Raw genomic sequence first — 22,496 nt, forward strand, 5'->3', positions numbered from 1 at the left:
CTACGCTACCAGCCTTTGCCTCTAAGAAAGGAATGCACAGTGTGCGAACTCCTTGGCATGAGTGCCAATACTCCAACCGATTTATGTTTCAGTTTTACCGGCCTGACCCGCAGGGGAGGGGAAACCGGTCCTCACAAAGATGGCTGGGGTGTCGCTTTTTATGAAGGAAAGGGCGTCCGGCTTTTTCACGATCCCGAACCCTGCGCGACTTCTCAAATCGCTGAATTTGTTTCGAAGTTACCGATAAAGAGCAAAACGGCAATCTGCCATATTCGCCAGGCGAATGTGGGTAACATCAACCTTTCTAATACGCATCCGTTTACCCGTGAATTGTGGGGGCGTTGCTGGGTGTTTGCCCATAATGGCCAGATCCCCGGTTTTACCCGCAGAGCCGGTATGTACGAAGCTATCGGTGACACAGACAGTGAAGAGCTGTTCTGCGATTTAATGAATCAAATCCGTCAGACTTTGCCCCGCGATGCCATGCCTGAGCAACTGGCTGCTTCGCTGGTGGCCCTGTCAAAAGAATATGCTGAGCAGGGTGTGTTTAACTGCTTGCTGAGTAACGGTGACTGGCTGTTCACTTTTTGCAGTACCAAGCTGGCCAGCATTACCCGCCGGGCACCATTCGGACCGGCCTGTCTGAAAGATGTGGAGGTGGAAGTGGATTTTGCCTCTGAAACCACGCCGGCAGACGTGGTGAGTGTTATCGCAACAGAACCGCTGACTCACGATGAAACCTGGGATATTTATGAACGGGGAGAATGGCGGTTATGGCAACTGGGTGAAGTGATTGCCAGTGGTAAAGTCGATGTGCCGGTACACAAGTCTGAAGCCGCCATGATCAGTCCCTCAAACATGCCGAGAGATTGCGCTTAGCAAATCTCTCAGCATGGCTGTCGGTCAGTCCGGCAGGATAAGACAGCTACACCTTCTTCTTTTTCTTTCCTGATTTAAATTCTTTCGCAATGGCCAGGGTTTTCTTGCGGAAAAACAGTAGCAGGCTGCCGCAGTAAATCAATGCGCCAAGGCCAACCAGAGCGGGTAGCTCAAGAAATACGTTATCCAGTCCCAGTAAGTGATTGCGCTCGACATATAACACCACACAGAACATTACTGTACCGGTAAGGGTGAACATCCAGGTTTCTCTGAATGCGTCTGTAAGGCTAATGTTCAGAGATTTTTTCACCAGCATAAATTTCAGCACCAGGGTGACAAAGTTAGCAACAACCAGCGCAGAGATCACTGCATACAGGCCCCAGGGAACAGCAGCTAACGGAAACAGGAAGTTAAAGGTCAGGTTTATCAGGTTAAGTTTAAATGCCTGAGCCGGTAAGCCTCTTGCAATCAGCAAGTTAGGCAGATAGTACGCCATCACGTTACAGGGCGTTTGCAGCGCCAGAATAGACAATAAGTATGCGCTGTCAGTCCATTTATCACCGAACACCACATCAATAAACGGATGAGCGATAGCACCGACACCGAAGTACACCGGTGTAACGAAGATGGCGGTCATGCTGACCACACGGGCGAAGGTTGCCGGTAGTTTGTGGTCCTCAACCCTTGCCAGACCGGCCAGAGCAATTCTGTTCAGTGGCTGGAAAGTGAGGTTGTTCAATACTGAAAACCCTTGTCTTGCCACTGAGGTGTAGGCAAAGGTGGCGGCCCCGAGAAAGGCCGCAATAACGATGTTTGATGTACGCTGGGAGAAGAAATTCATGAAAGACATGGCGATCAGCGGTTTCGCAAAGCGGATGATTTCAGGCAGGTGGGACTTATCCTCTACCTTACCGGGACGGAAATCCGAGCCGTGCCAGGTCAGGGCTGTAGAAACAAAAGCCTGAACAACTTTTCCGAGAATAATCGCCCATGCGCCGAAGCCGGTTAATGCCGTGGCGACAGACACTACGCCTCCAACCAGCACGCCGGCTGTGTCGTAGGCCGCCAGCCGTTTATTGGCAAAATCCCGTTCCATTTTTGCTTTATGGACCAGGCGCAAACCGTTAGCCAGCGGAATAATTGCCAGCGCCGCAATAAGTTGAGCGGCGAGTTCGGAATAGGTGTACCAGGCAACGGGCACTGCCACAGCGAACATCAAAATTGCGATGACCAGTGACACACCCATCAAAAACCAGAAGGATAAACTGGCGAAGTTATTGTCCCATTCTTTGCGCTGAATGAGATTTTGCGATACGCCCACGGTGACGAACAGGTTACAGAAATCGGTGACCATCAGACAAATAGCCACCAGACCGAACTCTTCAACGCCCAGAATACGCGCCATGATGGCGTAGACGACAAAATTTACCAGCTGGCCTGCGCCATTCGCGGATAAATTAAAAAACGCGCCCTTAAGGGACTTGGCTTTCAACGACATAGAGACTGACGTCCTTGTTACTGCACTTGATGTTGCTTATTTATTGTTACTCAATAATTCCGTAGATTGCTTGTGTGCCGTCTTCATTGAGTCTGGTGAAGTTGTTTATACGGTATTTGTCAGAATTTGGGAGCAATACGGTTTTGCCTTTTATAAATAAAGCTTCTGCGATTTGCTGATTCAGTTTAGCCTCATCAAATTCATAGGGCACGGTAATATTTGCCTGAATTTTCGGCTTGCCCGCAGAAAGGTTATAGAAGTAATTGTTGATATATTCTGATTCAGGGTAGCCCTGCGGATCGAAAACGGCAAAGCCTGAACGGTTCGCGTCTTTCTGATTAATTACCACATTATTCTGTACCTGCGTCCAGAAAGTGTTGTCGTCCTTAAACCGCGAAGCGGTTAATCCGTTACGTTTTGTGGTGATCAGGTTATGCAGAATAATGCTTTGTCCCAGCGGACTGGTGAGCAGGCCGCCCATCTTGATTGACGCCCACTGCTTACCCCGCAAGTCGCCCAAATCATGGATATAGTTATTAAACACAAAGCCCGGGCCAACGCGGACCGGCGTAATACTTATCCCCGAGTAAGTGTGTGAAATGTCGTTGTTGTAAACCAGTACATTCTGCTGGCCGCCGTCCACTTCAATGGCATCATCGTTGGAATATGCCAGTACATTGTTATAAATCGCCGAGTCACGGACAAAACCGCCAAGAGGCTCTGCATTCTTGCGCCCTTCAATGACATCATTTAAACGGTGGTCTGCCGTACCGGTAAAGTGATTGTTACGAACAATCACCTGACCTTTAAATTGCGGGTCAGGATGGTTTGCGTGTGCAAGAAACGCGTTAGGTCCTTTGGGATGACCATGAGACCAGTCATTGGCAATGGCGCGGGGATCGTGCACGTGACAGTTTTCCACCGTGATCACGCCGGACTGACGAAAGTAAATGGCTGAGTCATAGTTAATCGGGCCGGCATCCTCCATTTCATAGGCAATGCCATTTTTCATGACATTCGGTGCCCGGCCCCAGCCTGAAATATCACATTGGTTTATCCAGATATCATGGCCTTTTTCACCATAAATAGCATGCACTCTCGCGCCTTCTATGGTGATGTTTTCAAAGTAGATATAGCTGTTGTCGCCGGTAAAGATAGCGTATTTATCTGAATCGTCAGGGGTAATGACTGTGCCGGCGTCCCCCACAATTTTAGCGTACCCGTCTTTGCTGCCTTCAATGCCCAGCGCTTCAAGATCCAGCATGCCGCCTTTATAAATGTCGGAGAGTTTATATACCTTATCCGGGTCAATCACAGGTTTATTCGCGCGGGTGGTAAACTGGCTTTCAATTATCCTCACAGGCTGCTGAGGCGCATGCAGAACTACCTTCACATCGTACGCTGTGCCGGCTTCAAGATACACAACCGGCCCGGTCAGGATACCGTTGACCGGTTCGAAACTTAAATCCCTGCCTTGCTGCCATTGTTCAGTACCTGAGCGGCGATAAAGTAATTCTGCGCGGGTGTCAGCGGTGACATCAAATACCGATATACTGGCAGACTCAATGAGTGGCTGAATAAACAGACCCTTATCATCGGGAGCCGGCATAGTTGGTTCAGTAAGGACCCCTGCATTTTCTGCCCACTTGTTCAGCAGTGTATCCCGTATCCCCAGGTGTTGTTGCAAATAATGGTATAAGTCAGCCTGATTAAGAGGAAACAGAATAAATGCCGATTTAACCACATGGCCCATCGCGGTTTCAGATCCAGCTCTTTTGGCTAACTTCAGTGTCGCGTTTTCCAGTGACTCGCCGCGACTCATCATCATTAAAATCTCACCGGACTCGTCGTTGTAGTCCTGCTTAAGCAGATTCAGCATCCGTCCGTAGCGCTTCGAAGCCGCTAAATCTTCCACTAATGCCTCTGCACTTTGTAAATCTGACACGCCTTGCGCAGCGATTTTCTCCAGCGCCATGCTGCCCGGTTGAGCCGGTGCTACGCTCGCGGCTTGTGCGAAGTGTACAGTCAGGCAGGACAACCCTAACGCAAGTACTTTAACGAAGTGTGAAGGGCGTGACGTGCGAAGATTTCGTGGAAGTGACAGTGAGGCATAGACTGATTGCGGCGATAGTCGCATTAAGATACTCCGTGACGGGAAAATGAGAAGAAACTAATTACTCATTACTGTCAGAAGCAAAACAAAGGCCACAATGGGGATTTAACAGTGAAGCCTTGCGGCTCTGCGGTTTTAACCGGTTCAGGACTTGTCAGAACCGCAAAGAGGTAAGAGGAAACCTGCGGAGTGTCTTGTTTTGAATACACTTCGCAGGCAACAGGTTGTCTTATTAATGCACCGATAACCCGAGGCTGGCTGCCCACTGTAATTCTGCACGGCTTAAACGGTTTGCTGAGCCTGATGACAGGTCGTGTAGCATAGGGTAGGCACTGGATGACGGGATGCGGCGATGGTGGAGCAGGGCAAAAATTAACAACATACAACGGCTTCTGGCATCGTTGCAGTGAAAATAAAGCTGTTTACCTTCAGTGGTAAGCTTACCCAGTTCCTGGATATACTGCCTCAGTAATTCGAGTCCGGTCTCTGTACTGTCGAGGGTTTCGGTAAACGGAAACCAGCGCCAGTGCATGCCCGCATCTTTAACCAGTCGTTCCACCTGTTCAGCATGCTCTGATGAGGTCTGCAGCGTGATAACGTGGGTGATACCCTGTTGTTTAAGTGTCTGAATGCTTTGCGCATCCGGCACCGCTCCCAGTGTTATGGAGGCCGTTCCGGTGATCAGACGGTGAGAAGCCGGTTTGTCGGTTGTGTTCATGCTTGAGCGTTTACACCACAAAATAATAAATTGAAAAGAAATGGCAACTACAGCCACCCAGCACAAACAGATGCCAGATAGCGTGAGTGTAACGCTTTGACTTGGCAACGTAAAATAACACACCGATACTGAAGCATAGTCCCCCGGCAACTATCAGCCACAGTCCGGCTCCCGGCAGCGCCATATAAAGCGGATAAATAAGGCCAAGGGCTATCCAGCCCATCAGCAGGTAAGTTGCCACAGATACCTTCGGGAAACGGTGCCGGGCAATGAGTTTAAAGGCAACACCGCCTGTAGCCAGGATCCACACAATTGCGGTCATCGTAATTCCCAGCCATCCGCCGATACCGACCAGAAGGAGGGGAGTGTAAGTCCCGGCAATGAGCAAATAAATTGCGCTGTGATCAAACAGCTTCAGGATCCCCTTTACTTTGGTGTGGGAAATACTGTGATAGAGGGTAGAACTAAGAAACATCAGGATCAGCGTGGTACCATAAACTGCGGCTGCGGCGATGGCTACCGGTTGTTCTGCACGAAGCAGTAAAAACACCAGCCCCACAACGGCCGCAACAAACCCCGCACCATGGCTGATACTGTTTAACCATTCTTCCAGCACAGAGTAGGCTTTTGCCGCAACAGGCCGCTTTTCTGATTGTGTCATGTGATGCTCCCACAGATCTTACCAGTCGATAAAAACCAGTGTATAGTTTCAGCGTACACTTGTACACTCAAAATGCTGCAGAAGTATGACGCTGTCCGGGGATTACGCCTTTGTAGTTAATAAACCGTCACCCTTTAACGGCTTTTACTGTCAAACCGAGGCTTCCTTCATACTGACGCAAAGCCTCCACGGCGCTGTCGGGTATGGCAATGCTGAGGGTTACAGCCTGCGAGTAAGTGCAATCTGTGACTTTACCTTTTACCGATTCAGTCCAATGGCGGATAAATTGCTCCTGAGCAAAATCAGTGGTCACGGTAAAGGCATTCAGTTTTACCTGTGTAATAACCGGCAGGGTTTCCATGGTCTGTTGTGCTGCGCCAGAATAGGCGCGGACCAGTCCGCCGGCCCCCAGCTTGATACCGCCAAAATAGCGGGTAACAATCATCATGATGTTACCCACCGGTTTGTGCTGTAATACATTGAGTATAGGCTTTCCGGCAGTGCCGGAGGGTTCCCCGTCATCAGACATCGCCACGCTAAGTGGCTGGTCGGGATGGCCTAAAAGATACGCCCAGCAATGATGTCTGGCATCCGGATAGCGGGCTTTCACTTCATCAAGCATCAGCATGGCGTCTTCGCGGGTCTGGGCGAAGCCGGCACAGGCATAAAATTTACTCTTCTTAATTTCCAGCAGGGTTTCGTAACGCTGCGCAGGAATGGAATAACTCATCTTAGTTAAAAGGTTTCTCAATACTGTTAGCGGGCTCAGTAAACCATGCTGGGCCTTCATCTGTCATGTAGAAATGGTCTTCAAGGCGGATCCCGAAATCCCCGGGGACCACAATCATCGGCTCGTTACTGAAACACATTCCGGTAGCCAACGGCTGCGGATTATCTTTCACCAGATAGGGCCATTCGTGTATGTCCATGCCGATACCGTGACCGGTGCGGTGGGGCAGGCCGGGCAACTGATAATCGGGGCCCAGCCCGTAGCCCGCCAGACAGTCTCTGGCTGCGGCATCAACCCGTCCGCAAGGCGTACCGGGTTGTGCTGCGTTAAACGCGGCAATCTGCGCTTCTTTTTCTGCTTGCCACAAGCGGGCCTGTTTTTCTGTAGGCTCTCCAAAGCAGTAAGTACGGGTTATGTCAGACAGATAACCTTTTAATTTACAGCCCGTGTCGATGAGCACCAGATCGCCGGGTTTCAATACCTGTGGATCTTTCACGCCATGAGGAAAAGAGGTGGCTTTACCGAACAGTACGATACAGAAACACGAACCTGCCGGCGCGCCGGTTTTCTTGTGCGCTTGATTAATGAACTGTTCCACTTCGGTGGTGGTGATCCCTTCGTAAAGAATACTGGCGGCGGCTTTATGCACCTCCAGCGTCATATCCATGGCCCGCTGGATAAGGGCCAGTTCCGGTGCCGTTTTATGCATGCGGCATCCTGCAGTCACCGGACTGGCGTTAACCAGTTGGAGCTCCGGCATGGCTTTTTGAAAACCGTCGGTAATAAAAAAGGCCGTTGATTCATCAATACCCACTTTATCACCTGGCTTTACACCGGTCTGTTTTAACAAGCGGGCGAACAGGACATATGGGCTTTCATGTTCCTGCCAGCCGGCAATGTCACCGGCGATGATCTGACGTTCAGACAGGGAAGCTATTTCGAAAAACGGTGCGATAAAAGTGACCGGACCTTCTGCTGGCAGTAATGCGCCCACCAGTCTTTCACTGGCGTACCATTCAAGGCCGGTGAAATAGGTCATATTGGTGCCGGCATTCAGGTAAAGCGCCGCAATACCCTGCGCTTTCATTAATGCCTGCGCTTTTTGGATCCTGGCTTCAAACTCTTCTTTGCCAATCGCCACAGTATCTTTTGTCATATCCTGAAGCGTGGACAAAGCTTCTTCTTTTGTTTTTCCGCCTATGCCGTTTCCTGTCATGTTACCTCCGGTAAATTCGCTTATTTTGCCGGTTATCTGTCCGGCTTCTTGTGGTTGCTATCATACGGATAAATAAGCAAAGGATCTCCTCGTCCGGCGGTAAATTCAGTCCGCCTGCCGCTTTGCTGTTTATCCGCTCAATTTGCGCAACCGGCGGCTAAAAGTGGTAATCCGTTGTCCCGCCGTGTTAAAACTCAATACAACCCATTTCAGGTACATAACAATAAAAACAGGGAGAACATTTGTGACCACTTTTACACGCTCTGTCCGCATCCTCAGTTTATCCGTCTTTCTGGCCTTTCAGGGAAGTGCTGCGGTGTATGCGGCTTCTGAACCCCTTGCAACAGATACCGCCGACGGCCAGTTTGAAACCTTATACTCGCAGGAATGGCAGTGGCGTAAGAATTACTACAGTGTGGATGAAAACAGCGATACACACGCAGCGCCATCTGCTTTGCCGGATGTGAGTCAGGCCACGCAGGAAAAGCGCCTGAGCCGCTGGCAGTCTGTGCTGAGAGAGCTGAATACTATTGATACCGCCACATTGTCGGAAGAGAATCAGACCAACTATGCGGTATACCGTAATCAGATTGAAAACCTCATTATGGATCAGGAATACCGTAGCTGGGAAAAGCCTTTGCTGGGTGATACCGCATTCTGGAGCGACCTGACATACCTGGCGCGGGAGACATTTCACAGCGAACAGGATTATGTGAATTACATCGCCTGGCTTAACGATATGCCACGGTATTTTGATCAACAGATTGCCAACATGAAAATGGGTCTTGCGCGGAAGTTTACCTTACCGGCGATTTCTCTGGCTGGCCGTGAACGCTCTGTGGAGTCGGTAGTTGACGCTGCTGGTGAAGATAACGTGTATTTTCAGCCGTTTATTAAGTTCCCTGCCAAAATCTCTGCACAGCGACAACAGGTTTTGCGTGCACAGGCACAAAAAGCGATCAGCGAAGCGGTGATCCCTGCGCATAAAAAGCTGCTGTCCTTTTTAGTTGAAGAGTACATCCCCGGGGCACAGCCTTCCATTGCCGCTTACGATTTACCTGATGGCAAAGCTTATTACCGTGCTCAGGCAAAAAAGTACACCACACTGGATCTAACGCCGGAAGAAATTCATCAGATTGGTCTGGATGAAGTGGCGAAAATCCGTGACCGCATGCACGATGTCATGGCTGAAGTGAATTTTGATGGCGATTTAGCCGCATTCCTTCATTTCCTGCGCACCGATCCGCAGTTCTATGTCGATACGCCTCAGGCGCTGCTCGACAGAGCGGCCTGGACAGCCAAAGAGTTTGATGCCGTGGCCTCTGACTTTTTCGGTCATCTGCCCCGTGCCCGTTTTGCTATTATTCCTGTGCCTGATGATATTGCACCGTTTTATACTGCCGGCCGCGGTGGTCCGGGCGTTTATCTGGTAAACACCTACGATTTACCTTCACGCCCGCTTTATTCGCTGCCTGCCCTGACCCTGCATGAGTCAGCACCGGGACACGCCTTCCAGATGCCGTTGTCACTGGAAAATGACGGGATCCCGGACTTCCGGCGGGAAAGCTACATTTCTGCTTACGGAGAAGGATGGGCTCTGTATACCGAGAAGCTGGGCGAAGAGATGGGAATTTACCACACCCCCTATGAAATCTTTGGCATGCTGAGCTATCAGATGTGGCGTGCAGCACGGCTGGTGGTAGATACCGGTATCCATGCAAAAGGCTGGAGCCGTGAACAGGCGCAGCAGTTCATGAAAGACAACACGGCGCTGTCGGTCCATGAAATTACCACCGAAGTTGACCGTTATATTGCATGGCCGGGTCAGGCGTTGTCTTATTACCTGGGACAAATGGCAATGGAATCAAACCGTGCCCGCGCTGAATCTGCATTAGGTGAAAAATTCGATATCCGCCATTTCCACGATGCGGTTTTGCAACTGGGCTCAGTACCTTTGTCTGTGCTTGAACAACGCATCGACCGGTTTATTGAAGAAGGCGGTGTGTCTCCTTATCAAAAATAGCGAAAAATCTCCTCCTGCGCGGTTGTTCAGACCGCGCAATACTGAACTTTTTACCCTGATATCCCGTTATTTGATATAGCGTCTATGCTATATACAGTATCGGGCATGAGTTGTTGCCCGGATTCAATTTTATTATGCAGGATTTGTTTTGGATTACACGGATTCAACTCATGAAGGGAATCAACTTGCCGGAAATCTTCACGAATTACTGGTGAGTCTCAATGATGGCTTTACAGCTTTTTATGATAAAAATAAATCGCTGTGTAAGACATCAGCTCCGGTATCACACTTTGCTTTTCACGCTTTACTCCCTCATTCGTTAAAAGTATTTGAAAATATAGAGTTAACGGATTTGCCCCGGGTTTTGGACGTACAGAATTTCCTCGGTTATCACTGCGTCTTATCTGCATCAGGGTCTGGACAGTACCCCTGGGCATTATCGGTGATTGCCGATAGCAAGAGCATTTCAAAAATTGCCCATGATTTACCAATCGGCGTGATCAACGTGGACAGCAACTGGAATGCGGTTTTTATTAATGCACGTTGTGCAGACATGTTGAAAACCTCATTGGATGAGTTATATGGCAGGAAATGGATCGATTATTTACCCCCGTCACTGACCAGGGAGTTCCGTGATCACGTAAGCAATACTGAGAGTTGCAGAAACTTATATAAAACCCGTATAGAGTTTGTTACGCCACTGGGCAGCATTTACGTATTTTCAGTGCAACTGGCAGCTTACTTTGACTCCAGAGACAATTTTATCAGTGCCTCGGTAACCCTGAATGATGTAACGAATGAATTTCGGGCAGAAAGCAAATTGCAGTACATGGCTGAACACGATTCATTAACTGAGTTATTTAACCGGTCCGCCTTTATTCGCAAAGTCGAAGAGATGGATGCCAACCGGTTTTCCCGTTCGTTATTTTTGTTTATCGATATCGACAGGTTCAAAGAGATTAACGATACCACGGGTCACAAGTTCGGTGATGCAGTGCTGAAATATGTAGGAAGAAAAATTGCTTCTGCGGTGCGCGAAAATGACCTCAGTGCCCGTTTTGGAGGTGATGAATTTGTTGTTTGTATGTCTTCTATCACCTCAGACAGAACGGTAGAGGGGATAGCGCGAAAGATAGATTCCTTATTGAACACTACCTGTGTGCTGGAAGGGCGCGAAATAGAATTGCGTTGCAGTATTGGTATTGCCTGGACGCCCACTATTCAGTTTGAAGAAAATCAGACCAGAGCTGAAAAGGTTCAGGCTGTTCTGGATGCAGCCGACCAGGGTATGTATGAAGTAAAGCGGGGAGCACTTACTGCAGAACATTTTAAAATTTATGATGTGAATCTCAGAGAGCAAAAGAAGTGGCTAAAAAATCAGAAAAAAGAACTTCAGGACGTCTTGAGTGATGATGGCCTGACGTGTCATTTTCAGCCAATCTACAGTGTTGACGGCCAAATCCGTTCAGTAGAAGCTCTCGCCAGATTTAAAACACCGTTTCAGTATTTCAAAGGCATCGAATCCGTTATCAGTTTTGCTAAACGGCAGAATATGGAGTTGGCACTTTTTGATAACGCATTAAAAGAGGCATTGAAAGGCTTCGCACGATTACGCGAACATCAGCCTGCGTTGACGCTGAATATGAATGTGGATATCAGTCAACTCGAAGAAGAAAATTTCAATAAAGTGGTTACACAACTCTGCATGGAATTCGGAGTTCCTCTTTCCAGTGTTTGCATTGAAATCACAGAGATGATGCTAGAGCGTAACAGCACAAGAGTACAGCGACAGATAAAACAATTGCAGCGCAGAGGGTTTTTAATTTCAATGGACGATTTCGGTACCGGATTCAGTTCATTTAAAAGGTTAATGAATTACGATTTTAATGAACTGAAAATAGACCGCTATTTTGTTCAGAATGTGTCCACCAATGACAAATATAAGAAAACTCTGACAGCAATGATCGCAATGGGGAAAAGTCTTAATCTACAAATTCTGGCTGAAGGTGTGGAAACAGAGGAACAGTTCCAGCTCTGCAGAAATCTTGGTGCCCAGCTTTTTCAGGGGTTTTATTTTTCTAAGCCACAGGATTCAGATACACTAATAAAAATGCTTAACAGTCAGCCTTGTGTAACCTGACACGGGTAGTCTATCGGGAACGGAAAATGGATAAAAGAGCAACGGAAAAGGAAGCGCAGTACATTGTAGGCATAGGAGCTTCTGCCGGCGGTCTTGAAGCTCTGCAGGAACTCTTTAATGTACTGCCGGACAATCTTGGCGCATCGTATGTCATTGCTCAGCATTTATCGCCTGACTTTAAGTCGATGATGGACGAGCTGTTAAGTAAAAATACCAAAATGGCTGTACACCAGGCCGTAGAGGGGGAAAAACTGAAACCTGATACGGTTTATCTCATACCGGCTGGCAAACTGATGAGGGTGGCTGAAGGATGCATTTACCTGTCTGATTTACCCCCTGACAACCGCATAAATCTCCCCATTAACGAATTATTCAGAACCATCGCAGAAGACGTACAGAATCGCGCGATAGGTATAATACTATCCGGGACTGGCTCCGATGGTAGCCGTGGCATTCTGTCTTTGAAAGAGATGGGGGCGATGGTCATCGCCCAGAATCCCGCTGAGGCTCGCTTTGATGGCATGCCGTTAAATGCAATCAATACCGGCTCTGTGGATTTCGTGCTGAATGTTCAGGAGATCCCTGAACAGTTAAGACGTTTCATCGAGCATCCGCTGGTGCGGGAGCAACCCAGTAAGTTCCGTGATCACCTATCTAAGAACTCTAAAATACTCGACGACATTCTTGGTTTAATTAACGATCGTACCGAACTGGATTTTCGTGCTTACAAAGAATCTACAGTCTCCCGCCGTATTGAGCACAGAATGAGCATTAACAGCAAGCATACTTTGCTTGAATACTGGGAATATTTAAACGGCACGCCGGATGAAGTTGAGCTGGTAAAACAAGATTTGCTCATTGGTGTCACTCAGTTCTTCAGGGACGCTGAGGTTTGGGAAAGGTTGTATGAAGATGTTGTAAAGCCTATGGTGCTGGAAACATCGAAAGATGACACCATCCGTGTATGGGTTCCGGGGTGTTCTACCGGCGAAGAAGCTTATTCTTATGCCATCCTGTTTTCCGAGGCAATGCAGGAATTAAAAGTGGAGCGACAGGTTACACTGTTTGCCAGCGATATTGATCAGTCTGCCGTAGCGTTTGCGGCGAATGGAATTTATCCCGGCAGTATTTCTTCTGAAATGTCTTCAGAATTCATCGCGAGGTATTTTAATTTACTGAATGACGGCAGTTACCAGGTGACTAAAGAAATCAGAAATATTGTGGTGTTTGCCACCCACAATCTGATTCAGGATCCGCCATTTTCCAATATGAATCTGGTGAGTTGCCGTAACACGCTTATTTATTTACAAAATGCAGCGCAACAAAAAGTGATGGCGTTTTTCCATTTTGCGTTGAAAGTGAAAGGTTACCTCGTATTAGGAAGTGCAGAATCTCCGGGAAGCTTCAGTATCTATTTTGACTTTACCGATCAGCGCAACCGTGTCTATCAGAAAGCCAAAGATATAAAAGTGCCTTCCTCCCAAATTCATTCTGCAAAGCCTTTTCAGAACCGGCATTACAAGCCGAAATCTGTAGCTCACTATTTGAGTTCTCCGAATAAGCGCATTGAGGTAGATCGCAAGTCTGCAGCCGTTGGCAGACAGGCAATGATGGAAGCTTACCTGCCTCCGACATTAATTACAGATACAAAATTGCGGGTTATATACAGCTACGGCGATACGACCGCCTTCACAGCACCTCTGCGGCCGGGTTTGGTTACCCATGATTTATCCGATGTCTTGAGAGACGATTTATCAGGACAGACCATATCAGCTGCCCATCAGGTATTACGTGAGAATATCTCGGTATTCATGGAAGACATCAGAGTCACTGAAACGGAGCGCTGGTCCTTGCGTTGTTTCAGTTTTAACGAAAACGGCCCTGATAATGTTTTTGTCGCTTTAAGTTTCGTACCGGGTTCAATGCAATCAGCGCCTGATGCAGACATCACCTACAAGCGTAGCGAGCAGACAGTTAAACGCATAGAAGAACTGGATAATGCTCTGATAGAGTGTCAGAAGCTTTATCGTGAAGCGCTGGAAGACTTAGATACAACCAGTGAAGAGTTACAGTCGAGCAATGAAGAGTTGATGGCAGCTAATGAAGAACTGCAGTCGACCAACGAAGAGCTGCAATCGGTAAACGAAGAACTCTATACTGTTAACAGTGAGTACCAGCAAAAAATTGTTGAGCTGACGGACATCAACAATGACTTAGAGAATCTGATGATTGCCACCCATCTGGCAGTTCTGTTTCTTAACAGCGATCTCAAAATCAGAAGATTCACATATGCAATGAAGCAATATGTGAATATTATTGATTTTGATATTAACCGGGATTTCAGAGATTTGTCGTTTAAGAAGCCGCTGACTGCATTAGATGAGCTCGTTTCCCAGGTTAATCGTGGTCAGAAATCTACTGTAAAGGAAGTCTATCAAGACGACAGTACCGCGCAGCGTTACGAGGTAACCGTCAGTCAGTATAAGATTGGCGACAGTGCAAAAGGCGTGATTATCTCTATTGTTGAATTACATCAATGAGTGATTCACTCCACCGGGATGCCATGCTGGAGCAAGGACAGCATTACCTTGAAAAAGAACTGCTCAATTTGTTGCAACGCGACAAATTAATGTTCGAATTTTTTCAGGATGATGTTGTCGACGGCCTTTGGTACTGGGATTTAACCGACCCTGAAAATGAGTGGATGAGCCCGAAGTTCTGGCGTCTTTTTGGTTATGACCCGGAATTTAAAGAGCACAAAATTACTGAATGGCAGGACATCATTTTTCCTGAAGATCTTGCTGTCGCCAAACGCAATCTTGAGCTTCACCTGAAAAACCCGAAACATCCTTACGATCAGGTTGTCAGATACTGGCACAAAAACGGCACAATCGTGTGGGTACGCTGTCGCGGGATTGCCATTTACTCCAATGAGGGTGAGCCGGTAAGGTTGCTGGGATGCCATCTTGACATGACAAGGGTCATGGAAAGACAACAGGAGTTGCTCGGCCTTCAAATAAAATATGAACATCTGCAAAGAAGACTGGATGAAGTGCATTCAGAGCTCTCCCGGGTAAAACTATTAAATGACTCTCTGCTCCGCCGCTCGGAAAGTGAACGAATCCGGGACGAATACGGGTTTGCCGGAAGCCAGTTTTTTATTGAGCATGTGCGCTTGCTTGCCCAATCTGCTGACCGCTTAGGATGCAAGCTCACAACATTAAGATTTTCTTTCAACGGCATAAATGGCGATATCACTCAGTCTGACGAATTAAAAAACTTTCTCAATAAATTCGTTTTTGCGTTGATTCCGGGGTGTGTTCCTTTTCAGTTTTCAAATGAGCTGATAGGCGTTGTTATGCTGGATTATTCCGAAGATGACGTCAGAAAAATTGAGTTAGAAATGCGAAGTGCTGTTCAGACTCATCCGTGGTTGGCAGGAAAGCCGGTCATAGGCTTGCAATACCGTGTTTTGCCGGTAAACAGCGAAATGTTAGATAAATATCTGGACCTGTCATACATTCTCGAAATGTTCTTTAAATAAAAAGGGTGTGCTGTGAAGCACACCCTTCGCTCTCTTTCTGAATTTCCTCAGATATCGATACTTAACGGGCCAAGGTTCAGAGAAATCAGTGAACCCGAATCTCCCGAATCACCGGAATCAGAGCTTGGGCCACTCAGGAAGCCTTCAAGTAGTGACAGACTTCCTCCTTCACTCACAGTGGTTACGTTTCCGGCCGCATCGGTAATAGATGCCGATAACGATAACGGGCCTACACCCAGATCGAGGAACGGTCCGTATGTCCAGGTACCATCTTCAGCAACGGTAGCGGTTACTGACACAGTTTGCTCAATTCCCAGAATATTAGCAGTCAAATCTACATTGACGGCCAGGCCTTCCAGTTCGGGGTCGGCAGTACCGGAGATAAACGGTTCAGTGATTGTAGGTACGTGGGTCACATTCAGTGACGGCGGGGTCACGTCGACTTCGCCACTCAGAGCTACCTGACTCAGGTTGCCGGCCACATCCAGCACTGACACATTTACATTCAGAATACCTTCCGCCACATCAGCGGGGATATCCAGCGTGTATGAGCCGTCACCGGCTACCGTCGTTGTCAGCGACTGGGTTGCGCCCAGCGCATCTTCTGTTTCAATGGTCACCGTCGCACCAATTTCATCAGATGTACCTGAGATGGTCGGTGTTAAATCGTTAGTGAAACCAATTGCATCAACAGTCAGGATGGGCAGGGTTAAGTCAATCAGTCCTGAGGTGCTGACCGTTGCCAGGTTTCCGGCATCATCAAGTACCGATACATTCACATCCAGCAAGCCCTCTGAAATGGCGGTTGGCACAGTCGCCGACCAGGTGCCATCACCGAGAACTGTGGCGTTGAAGCTCTGGGTATCACCATTACCATCCGTCACAGCAATACTGACAAGAGCGCCAATTTCATCAGAGGTACCGGAAATCAACGGCGTACTGCTGGTCAGATCCGCAATCGGGTTGACGTTCAGAATTGGCAACGTCAGGTCAATCAGGCCGGAAGTATTCACCGTGGCCACATTACCCGCTGCATCCAGCACCGACACATTCACATCCAGCAAGCCTTCTGAAATTGCCATGGGCACGTTGGCGGACCAGGTACCGTCGCCGAGAACTGTCGCGTTGAAGCTTTGCGTATCACCGTTACCGTCAGTAATATCGATAGTTACCAGGGCACCGATTTCGTCTGACGTACCGCTGATGAGTGGCGTGTCAATGGTCAGATCGGTGATTGGGTTGATGTTCAGGATTGGTAACGTCAGGTCGATGAGGCCGGAGGTATTCACCGTAGCCACATTGCCCGCGGCATCCAGTACCGACACATTCACATCCAGTAAACCTTCTGAGATCGCCACAGGCACATTGGCGGACCAGGTACCGTCGCCGAGAACTGTCGCATTGAAGCTCTGGGTATCGCCGTTACCGTCAGTGATATCGATGGTTACCAGTCCGCCGATTTCGTCAGAGGTACCGCTGATGAGCGGTGTGTCGCTGGCGAGGTCACTAATGGCATTCACGTTCAGAATTGGCAGCGTCAGGTCGATGAGGCCGGAGGTATTCACCGTAGCCACATTGCCTGCTGCATCCAGCACCGACACGTTCACATCCAGCAAGCCTTCTGAAATCGCCACAGGTACATTAGCAGACCAGCTACCGTCGCCCAGTACCGTCGCGTTGAAGCTTTGGGTATCACCGTTACCGTCAGTAATGTCGATGGTTACGATACCGCCGATTTCGTCAGACGTACCGCTGATGAGCGGTGTATCGCTGGCCAGATCGGTGATCGGGTTGATATTCAGCACTGGCAGCGTCAGGTCAATTAATCCTGAGGTACTGACAGTTGCCAGATTGCCGGCATCATCCAGTACCGACACGTTCACATCCAGTAAGCCTTCTGAAATCGCCACAGGAACATTAGCAGACCAGCTACCGTCGCCCAGTACCGTCGCGTTGAAGCTTTGGGTATCACCGTTACCATCCGTCACAGCAATACTGACAAGAGCGCCGATTTCATCAGAGGTACCGGAAATCAACGGCGTACTGCTGGTCAGATCCGCAATCGGGTTGACGTTCAGAATTGGCAACGTCAGGTCGATGAGGCCGGAGGTATTCACCGACGCCACATTACCCGCTGCATCCAGTACCGACACGTTCACATCCAGTAAGCCTTCTGAAATCGCAACAGGTACGTTGGCAGCCCAGGTACCGTCACCGAGAACTGTCGCATTGAAGCTTTGCGTATCGCCGTTACCGTCTGTGATATCGATGGTTACCAGTCCGCCGATTTCGTCAGAGGTACCGCTGATGAGCGGTGTGTCGCTGGCGAGGTCACTAATGGCATTCACGTTCAGAATTGGCAGCGTCAGGTCGATGAGGCCGGAGGTATTCACCGTAGCCACATTGCCTGCTGCATCCAGCACCGACACGTTCACATCCAGCAAGCCTTCTGAAATCGCCACAGGTACATTAGCAGACCAGCTACCGTCGCCCAGTACCGTCGCGTTGAAGCTTTGGGTATCACCGTTACCGTCAGTAATGTCGATGGTTACGATACCGCCGATTTCGTCAGACGTACCGCTGATGAGCGGTGTATCGCTGGCCAGATCGGTGATCGGGTTGATATTCAGCACTGGCAGCGTCAGGTCAATTAATCCTGAGGTACTGACAGTTGCCAGATTGCCGGCATCATCCAGTACCGACACGTTCACATCCAGTAAGCCTTCTGAAATCGCCACAGGAACATTAGCAGACCAGCTACCGTCGCCCAGTACCGTCGCGTTGAAGCTTTGGGTATCACCGTTACCATCCGTCACAGCAATACTGACAAGAGCGCCGATTTCATCAGAGGTACCGGAAATCAACGGCGTACTGCTGGTCAGATCCGCAATCGGGTTGACGTTCAGAATTGGCAACGTCAGGTCGATGAGGCCGGAGGTATTCACCGACGCCACATTACCCGCTGCATCCAGTACCGACACGTTCACATCCAGTAAGCCTTCTGAAATCGCAACAGGTACGTTGGCAGCCCAGGTACCGTCACCGAGAACTGTCGCATTGAAGCTTTGCGTATCGCCGTTACCGTCTGTGATATCGATGGTTACGATACCGCCAATTTCGTCAGAGGTACCGCTGATAAGCGGCGTGTCACTGGCCAGATCGGTGATCGGATTAATATTCAGGATTGGTAACGTAAGGTCAATCAGGCCGGAAGTATTCACCGTGGCCAGATTGCCGGCATCATCCAGTACCGACACGTTCACAACTAATAAGCCTTCTGAAATCGCCATGGGTACGTTGGCTGACCAGGTACCGTCGCCGAGAACTGTCGCATTAAAGCTTTGCGTATCACCGTTACCGTCGGTGATATCGATGGTTACGATACCGCCGATTTCGTCAGACGTACCGCTGATGAGCGGTGTATCGCTGGCCAGATCGGTGATCGGGTTGATGTTCAGGACTGGCAGTGTCAGGTCAATCAGGCCGGAAGTATTCACCGTGGCCACATTGCCGGCATCATCCAGTACCGACACGTTCACATCTAATAAGCCTTCTGAAATTGCCATAGGGATGTTGGCAGCCCAGGTACCGTCGCCGAGAACTGTCGCGTTGAAGCTTTGGGTATCACCGTTTCCGTCGGTAATGTCGATGGTTACGATACCGCCGATTTCGTCAGACGTACCGCTGATGAGCGGTGTATCGCTGGTCAGATCCGCAATCGGGTTGATATTCAGCACTGGCAGCGTCAGGTCAATCAGGCCGGAAGTATTCACCGTGGCCAGATTGCCGGCATCATCCAGCACCGACACGTTCACATCCAGTAAGCCTTCTGAAATCGCCATGGGTACGTTGGCGGACCAGGTACCGTCGCCGAGAACTGTCGCGTTGAAGCTTTGCGTATCACCGTTACCGTCCGTGATATCGATGGTTATGATACCGCCGATTTCGTCAGACGTACCGCTGATAAGCGGTGTGTCGCTACCAAGGTCTGTAACCGGATTGACGTTGAGTACCGGCAACGTTAAATCAATGAGGCCGGAGGTGCTGACAGTTGCAACGTTGCCCGCATCATCCATGACCGATGCGTCGATTGTCAGTAATCCTTCATTGAGATCTGATGGTACATTGACAGACCAGGTACCATCAGGCTGAACCGTGGCAGAGAGGGTTTGTTCAACACCTAAGCCGTCTACAATCACGATTTCGACATTTGCGCCCAGCTCATCTGAAGTACCGGAGATCGTAGGCTGCACATCGTTTGTATCGACAAACGTGTCCAGCGTTATGCCCGGATCGGCTGTATCGATTGTGCCCGCAGCACTCACGTTTACGATATTGCCTGAATCGTCCAGAATCTGCGCCTCAACGGTGACCGAGCCGTCCGGAAGAATGGGGAGATCTGAGCTCCAGCTTCCATCAGCCTGAACAACTGCAGAAAGATTGTATTCAACGCCATCTGAATCCGTCACGGTTAACAGGACAATAGTGCCTACACCTACATCCGTACTGCCTGTAACTGTCGGAGAGTTGTCATTGGTGATATCAATAGGATCGATGATTAAGCTCGGTGCGGCCATATCAATAGTTGCAGTGAGCGTTGCCGTAGCAGTATTACCAGCATCATCTGTAGCCGATGCCTGAACCGTGAACTCACCTTCAGCCAGATCTGTGGGAACCTCAACACTGAATGAACCATCTGCGGCTACAGGAACAGTAAGAGTTTGCTCATTTCCGGCAGCATCGGTGATCACAAGTGTAACGATATCACCTTCAGGAATATCCAGCGTACCAGTGATCATGGGGGTTGCATCATCATAGGTTGTAGTAACAACAACGTTTCCTGTAGGAGCTGTGGTATCCACCTCACCACTTGTCGAAGCAGTGCCGGTATTCCCCGCGGCATCCGTAGCAGATGCATCAACCGTGTAGTTGCCATCGGCCATGTTTGCAGGCACATCCGCACTGAACGTGCCATCAGGCTGAACTGTTGCAGTGAATGTTTGTACGTCACCATTTGCATCAGTGACGGTTAATGTCACAGACTCACCCGGCGGCAGATCCGTGGTGCCGGAGATAGTTGGCGTAGCATCATTTCCAAGACCTTCAGCATCCAGAGTGACTGTCGGTGCGGTGGTATCCACTGTACCAGACGTTGAAGCAGTGCCGGTGTTACCGGCTGCATCGGTTGCGGCTGCATCAACGGTGAAGTTACCTTCTGCCATTTCCGCTGGTACATCGGCGCTGAAGGTACCGTCTGGCTGCACAGTTGCTGTTACTGTTTGTGCATCGCCGTTGGCATCGGTGACTGTCAGGGTGACGGATTCGCCGGCTGGCAGGTCTGTTGTGCCTGAGATAGTCGGTGTGGTGTCATTGCCTATGCCCTGGGCATCCAGGGTGACAGTCGGTGCTGTGGTGTCGATATTGCCACTGGTTGAAGCAGTACCTGTGTTACCGGCGACATCGGTGGCGGCAGCATCAACGGTGAAGTTACCTTCTGCCATTTCCGCAGGCACATCAGCACTGAAGGTACCGTCAGGTTGCACGGTAGCCGTTACAGTTTGCGCATCACCATTCGCATCTGTCACGGTTAACGTCACAGATTCACCGGCTGGCAAATCGGTGGTACCAGAAATAGTCGGGGTAGTGTCGTTACCGGTACCTTGAGCATCAAGAGTGACCGTTGGTGCAGTGGTATCCACCGTACCTGACGTTGAAGCAGTACCTGTGTTACCGGCGACATCGGTGGCGGCAGCATCAACGGTGAAGTTACCTTCTGCCATTTCCGCAGGCACATCGGCGCTGAAGGTACCGTCTGGCTGAACTGTCGCTGTCACAGTCTGTGCATCACCGTTGGCATCAGTGACCGTTAAGGTCACAGATTCGCCTGCCGGCAAATCCGTGGTGCCGGAAATCGTAGGCGTGGTGTCGTTACCTGTACCTTGTGCATCCAGTGTGACTGTAGGTGCAGTGGTGTCGATATTACCGCTGGTTGAAGCAGTGCCGGTATTGCCGGCCGCATCGGTCGCGGCTGCATCAACGGTGAAGTTACCTTCTACCATTTCCGCTGGTACATCGGCACTGAATGTGCCGTCAGGTTGCACAGTGGCTGTTACTGTTTGTGCATCACCATTCGCATCTGTCACCGTCAGGGTGACGGATTCACCGGCTGGCAGATCGGTGGTACCTGAGATGGTCGGGGTGGTGTCGTTACCGGTGCCCTGCGCATCCAGTGTGACCATCGGTGCAGTGGTATCCACCGTACCTGACGTAGATGCAGTACCAGTGTTTCCGGCGGCATCGGTGGCGGCAGCATCAACAGTGAAGTTACCTTCTGCCATTTCCGCTGGTACATCGGCAATGAATGTGCCGTCTGGTTGTACAGTCGCAGTCACAGTCTGCGCATCACCGTTGGCATCAATGACTGTTAACGTCACAGACTCACCGGCTAGCAGATCCGTGGTGCCGGAAATAGTCGGGGTGGTGTCGTTACCTGTGCCCTGAGCGTCTAATGTTACCGTCGGTGCAGCCGTGTCGATATCACCGCTGGTTGAAGCAGTGCCGGTGTTACCGGCCGCATCGGTTGCCGCAGCATCGACAGTGAAGTTACCTTCTGCCATTTCCGCAGGGATATCAGCACTGAACGTGCCATCAGGTTGCACAGTGGCTGTTACTGTTTGTGCATCACCATTCGCATCTGTCACGGTTAACGTCACAGGTTCACCCGCTGGCAAATCGGTGGTACCAGAAATAGTCGGGGTAGTGTCGTTACCGGTACCTTGAGCATCAAGAGTGACCGTTGGTGCAGTGGTATCCACCGTACCGGACGTTGAAGCCGTGCCGGTGTTACCGGCCGCATCCGTGGCCGTCGCTTCAACGGTAAAGCTACCTTCTGCCATTTCCGCTGGTACATCGGCACTGAATGTGCCGTCAGGTTGCACAGTGGCTGTTACTGTTTGTGCATCACCATTCGCATC

The 22,496-nt window shown here is 49.6% G+C and carries 12 protein-coding genes; 5 read left to right on the forward strand and 7 right to left on the reverse strand.

Features of this window, described 5'->3' with window-relative positions; all coding sequences use genetic code 11:
- Positions 1–39 precede the first annotated feature (39 nt).
- Positions 40–879, forward strand: coding sequence for a class II glutamine amidotransferase (locus ACXAG2_RS07355; RefSeq protein ID WP_474844862.1), 840 nt, complete (start codon positions 40–42; stop codon positions 877–879).
- Between the two features lie 46 nt (positions 880–925).
- Here ACXAG2_RS07355 and ACXAG2_RS07360 read toward each other — a convergent pair whose 3' ends face one another.
- The 6 genes from ACXAG2_RS07360 to ACXAG2_RS07385 all read right to left on the reverse strand — a co-directional run bounded on the left by ACXAG2_RS07360 (position 926) and on the right by ACXAG2_RS07385 (position 7,815).
- Complete coding sequence (locus ACXAG2_RS07360; RefSeq protein ID WP_474865579.1) at positions 926–2,377, reverse strand: oligosaccharide flippase family protein; 1,452 nt, start codon at positions 2,375–2,377, stop codon at positions 926–928.
- A 46-nt stretch (positions 2,378–2,423) separates the two neighbouring features.
- The gene (locus ACXAG2_RS07365) at positions 2,424–4,514 is read right to left on the reverse strand and encodes a right-handed parallel beta-helix repeat-containing protein (RefSeq protein ID WP_474865582.1); all 2,091 of its coding nucleotides are present in this window, start codon (positions 4,512–4,514) and stop codon (positions 2,424–2,426) included.
- Positions 4,515–4,722: 208 nt separating this feature from the next.
- The gene (locus ACXAG2_RS07370) at positions 4,723–5,208 is read right to left on the reverse strand and encodes a protein-tyrosine phosphatase family protein (protein WP_474852505.1); all 486 of its coding nucleotides are present in this window, start codon (positions 5,206–5,208) and stop codon (positions 4,723–4,725) included.
- 10 nt (positions 5,209–5,218) lie between these two features.
- Positions 5,219–5,869 (reverse strand): PAQR family membrane homeostasis protein TrhA, encoded by a 651-nt coding sequence (gene trhA / locus ACXAG2_RS07375; protein ID WP_303573607.1) that lies wholly within the window; start codon positions 5,867–5,869, stop codon positions 5,219–5,221.
- Positions 5,870–5,996: 127 nt separating this feature from the next.
- The gene (locus ACXAG2_RS07380) at positions 5,997–6,599 is read right to left on the reverse strand and encodes a YigZ family protein (RefSeq protein ID WP_474844857.1); all 603 of its coding nucleotides are present in this window, start codon (positions 6,597–6,599) and stop codon (positions 5,997–5,999) included.
- A gap of 1 nt (position 6,600) precedes the next feature.
- Entirely contained in the window at positions 6,601–7,815 is a 1,215-nt protein-coding gene (locus ACXAG2_RS07385) for a M24 family metallopeptidase (RefSeq protein WP_474865585.1), read from the reverse strand.
- A 244-nt stretch (positions 7,816–8,059) separates the two neighbouring features.
- Here ACXAG2_RS07385 and ACXAG2_RS07390 point away from each other — a divergent pair, with 244 nt between their 5' ends.
- The 4 genes from ACXAG2_RS07390 to ACXAG2_RS07405 all read left to right on the forward strand — a co-directional run bounded on the left by ACXAG2_RS07390 (position 8,060) and on the right by ACXAG2_RS07405 (position 15,522).
- Entirely contained in the window at positions 8,060–9,838 is a 1,779-nt protein-coding gene (locus ACXAG2_RS07390) for a DUF885 domain-containing protein (RefSeq protein WP_474865588.1), read from the forward strand.
- A 148-nt stretch (positions 9,839–9,986) separates the two neighbouring features.
- Positions 9,987–11,978, forward strand: a complete 1,992-nt coding sequence (locus ACXAG2_RS07395) for a putative bifunctional diguanylate cyclase/phosphodiesterase (RefSeq protein WP_474865590.1) — start codon at positions 9,987–9,989, stop codon at positions 11,976–11,978.
- Between the two features lie 26 nt (positions 11,979–12,004).
- Positions 12,005–14,518, forward strand: a complete 2,514-nt coding sequence (locus tag ACXAG2_RS07400; RefSeq protein WP_474865593.1) for a chemotaxis protein CheB — start codon at positions 12,005–12,007, stop codon at positions 14,516–14,518.
- The gene (locus tag ACXAG2_RS07405) at positions 14,515–15,522 is read left to right on the forward strand and encodes a PAS domain-containing protein (protein ID WP_474865596.1); all 1,008 of its coding nucleotides are present in this window, start codon (positions 14,515–14,517) and stop codon (positions 15,520–15,522) included. Before ACXAG2_RS07400 ends, ACXAG2_RS07405 begins: the two co-directional genes overlap by 4 nt.
- A gap of 47 nt (positions 15,523–15,569) precedes the next feature.
- Here the strand turns inward: ACXAG2_RS07405 and ACXAG2_RS07410 are convergent.
- On the reverse strand, positions 15,570–22,496 hold a 6,927-nt coding region (locus tag ACXAG2_RS07410), incomplete at its 5' end, for an Ig-like domain-containing protein (RefSeq protein ID WP_474865598.1).

Source organism: Alteromonas sp. ABH4_456, from assembly GCF_056160645.1.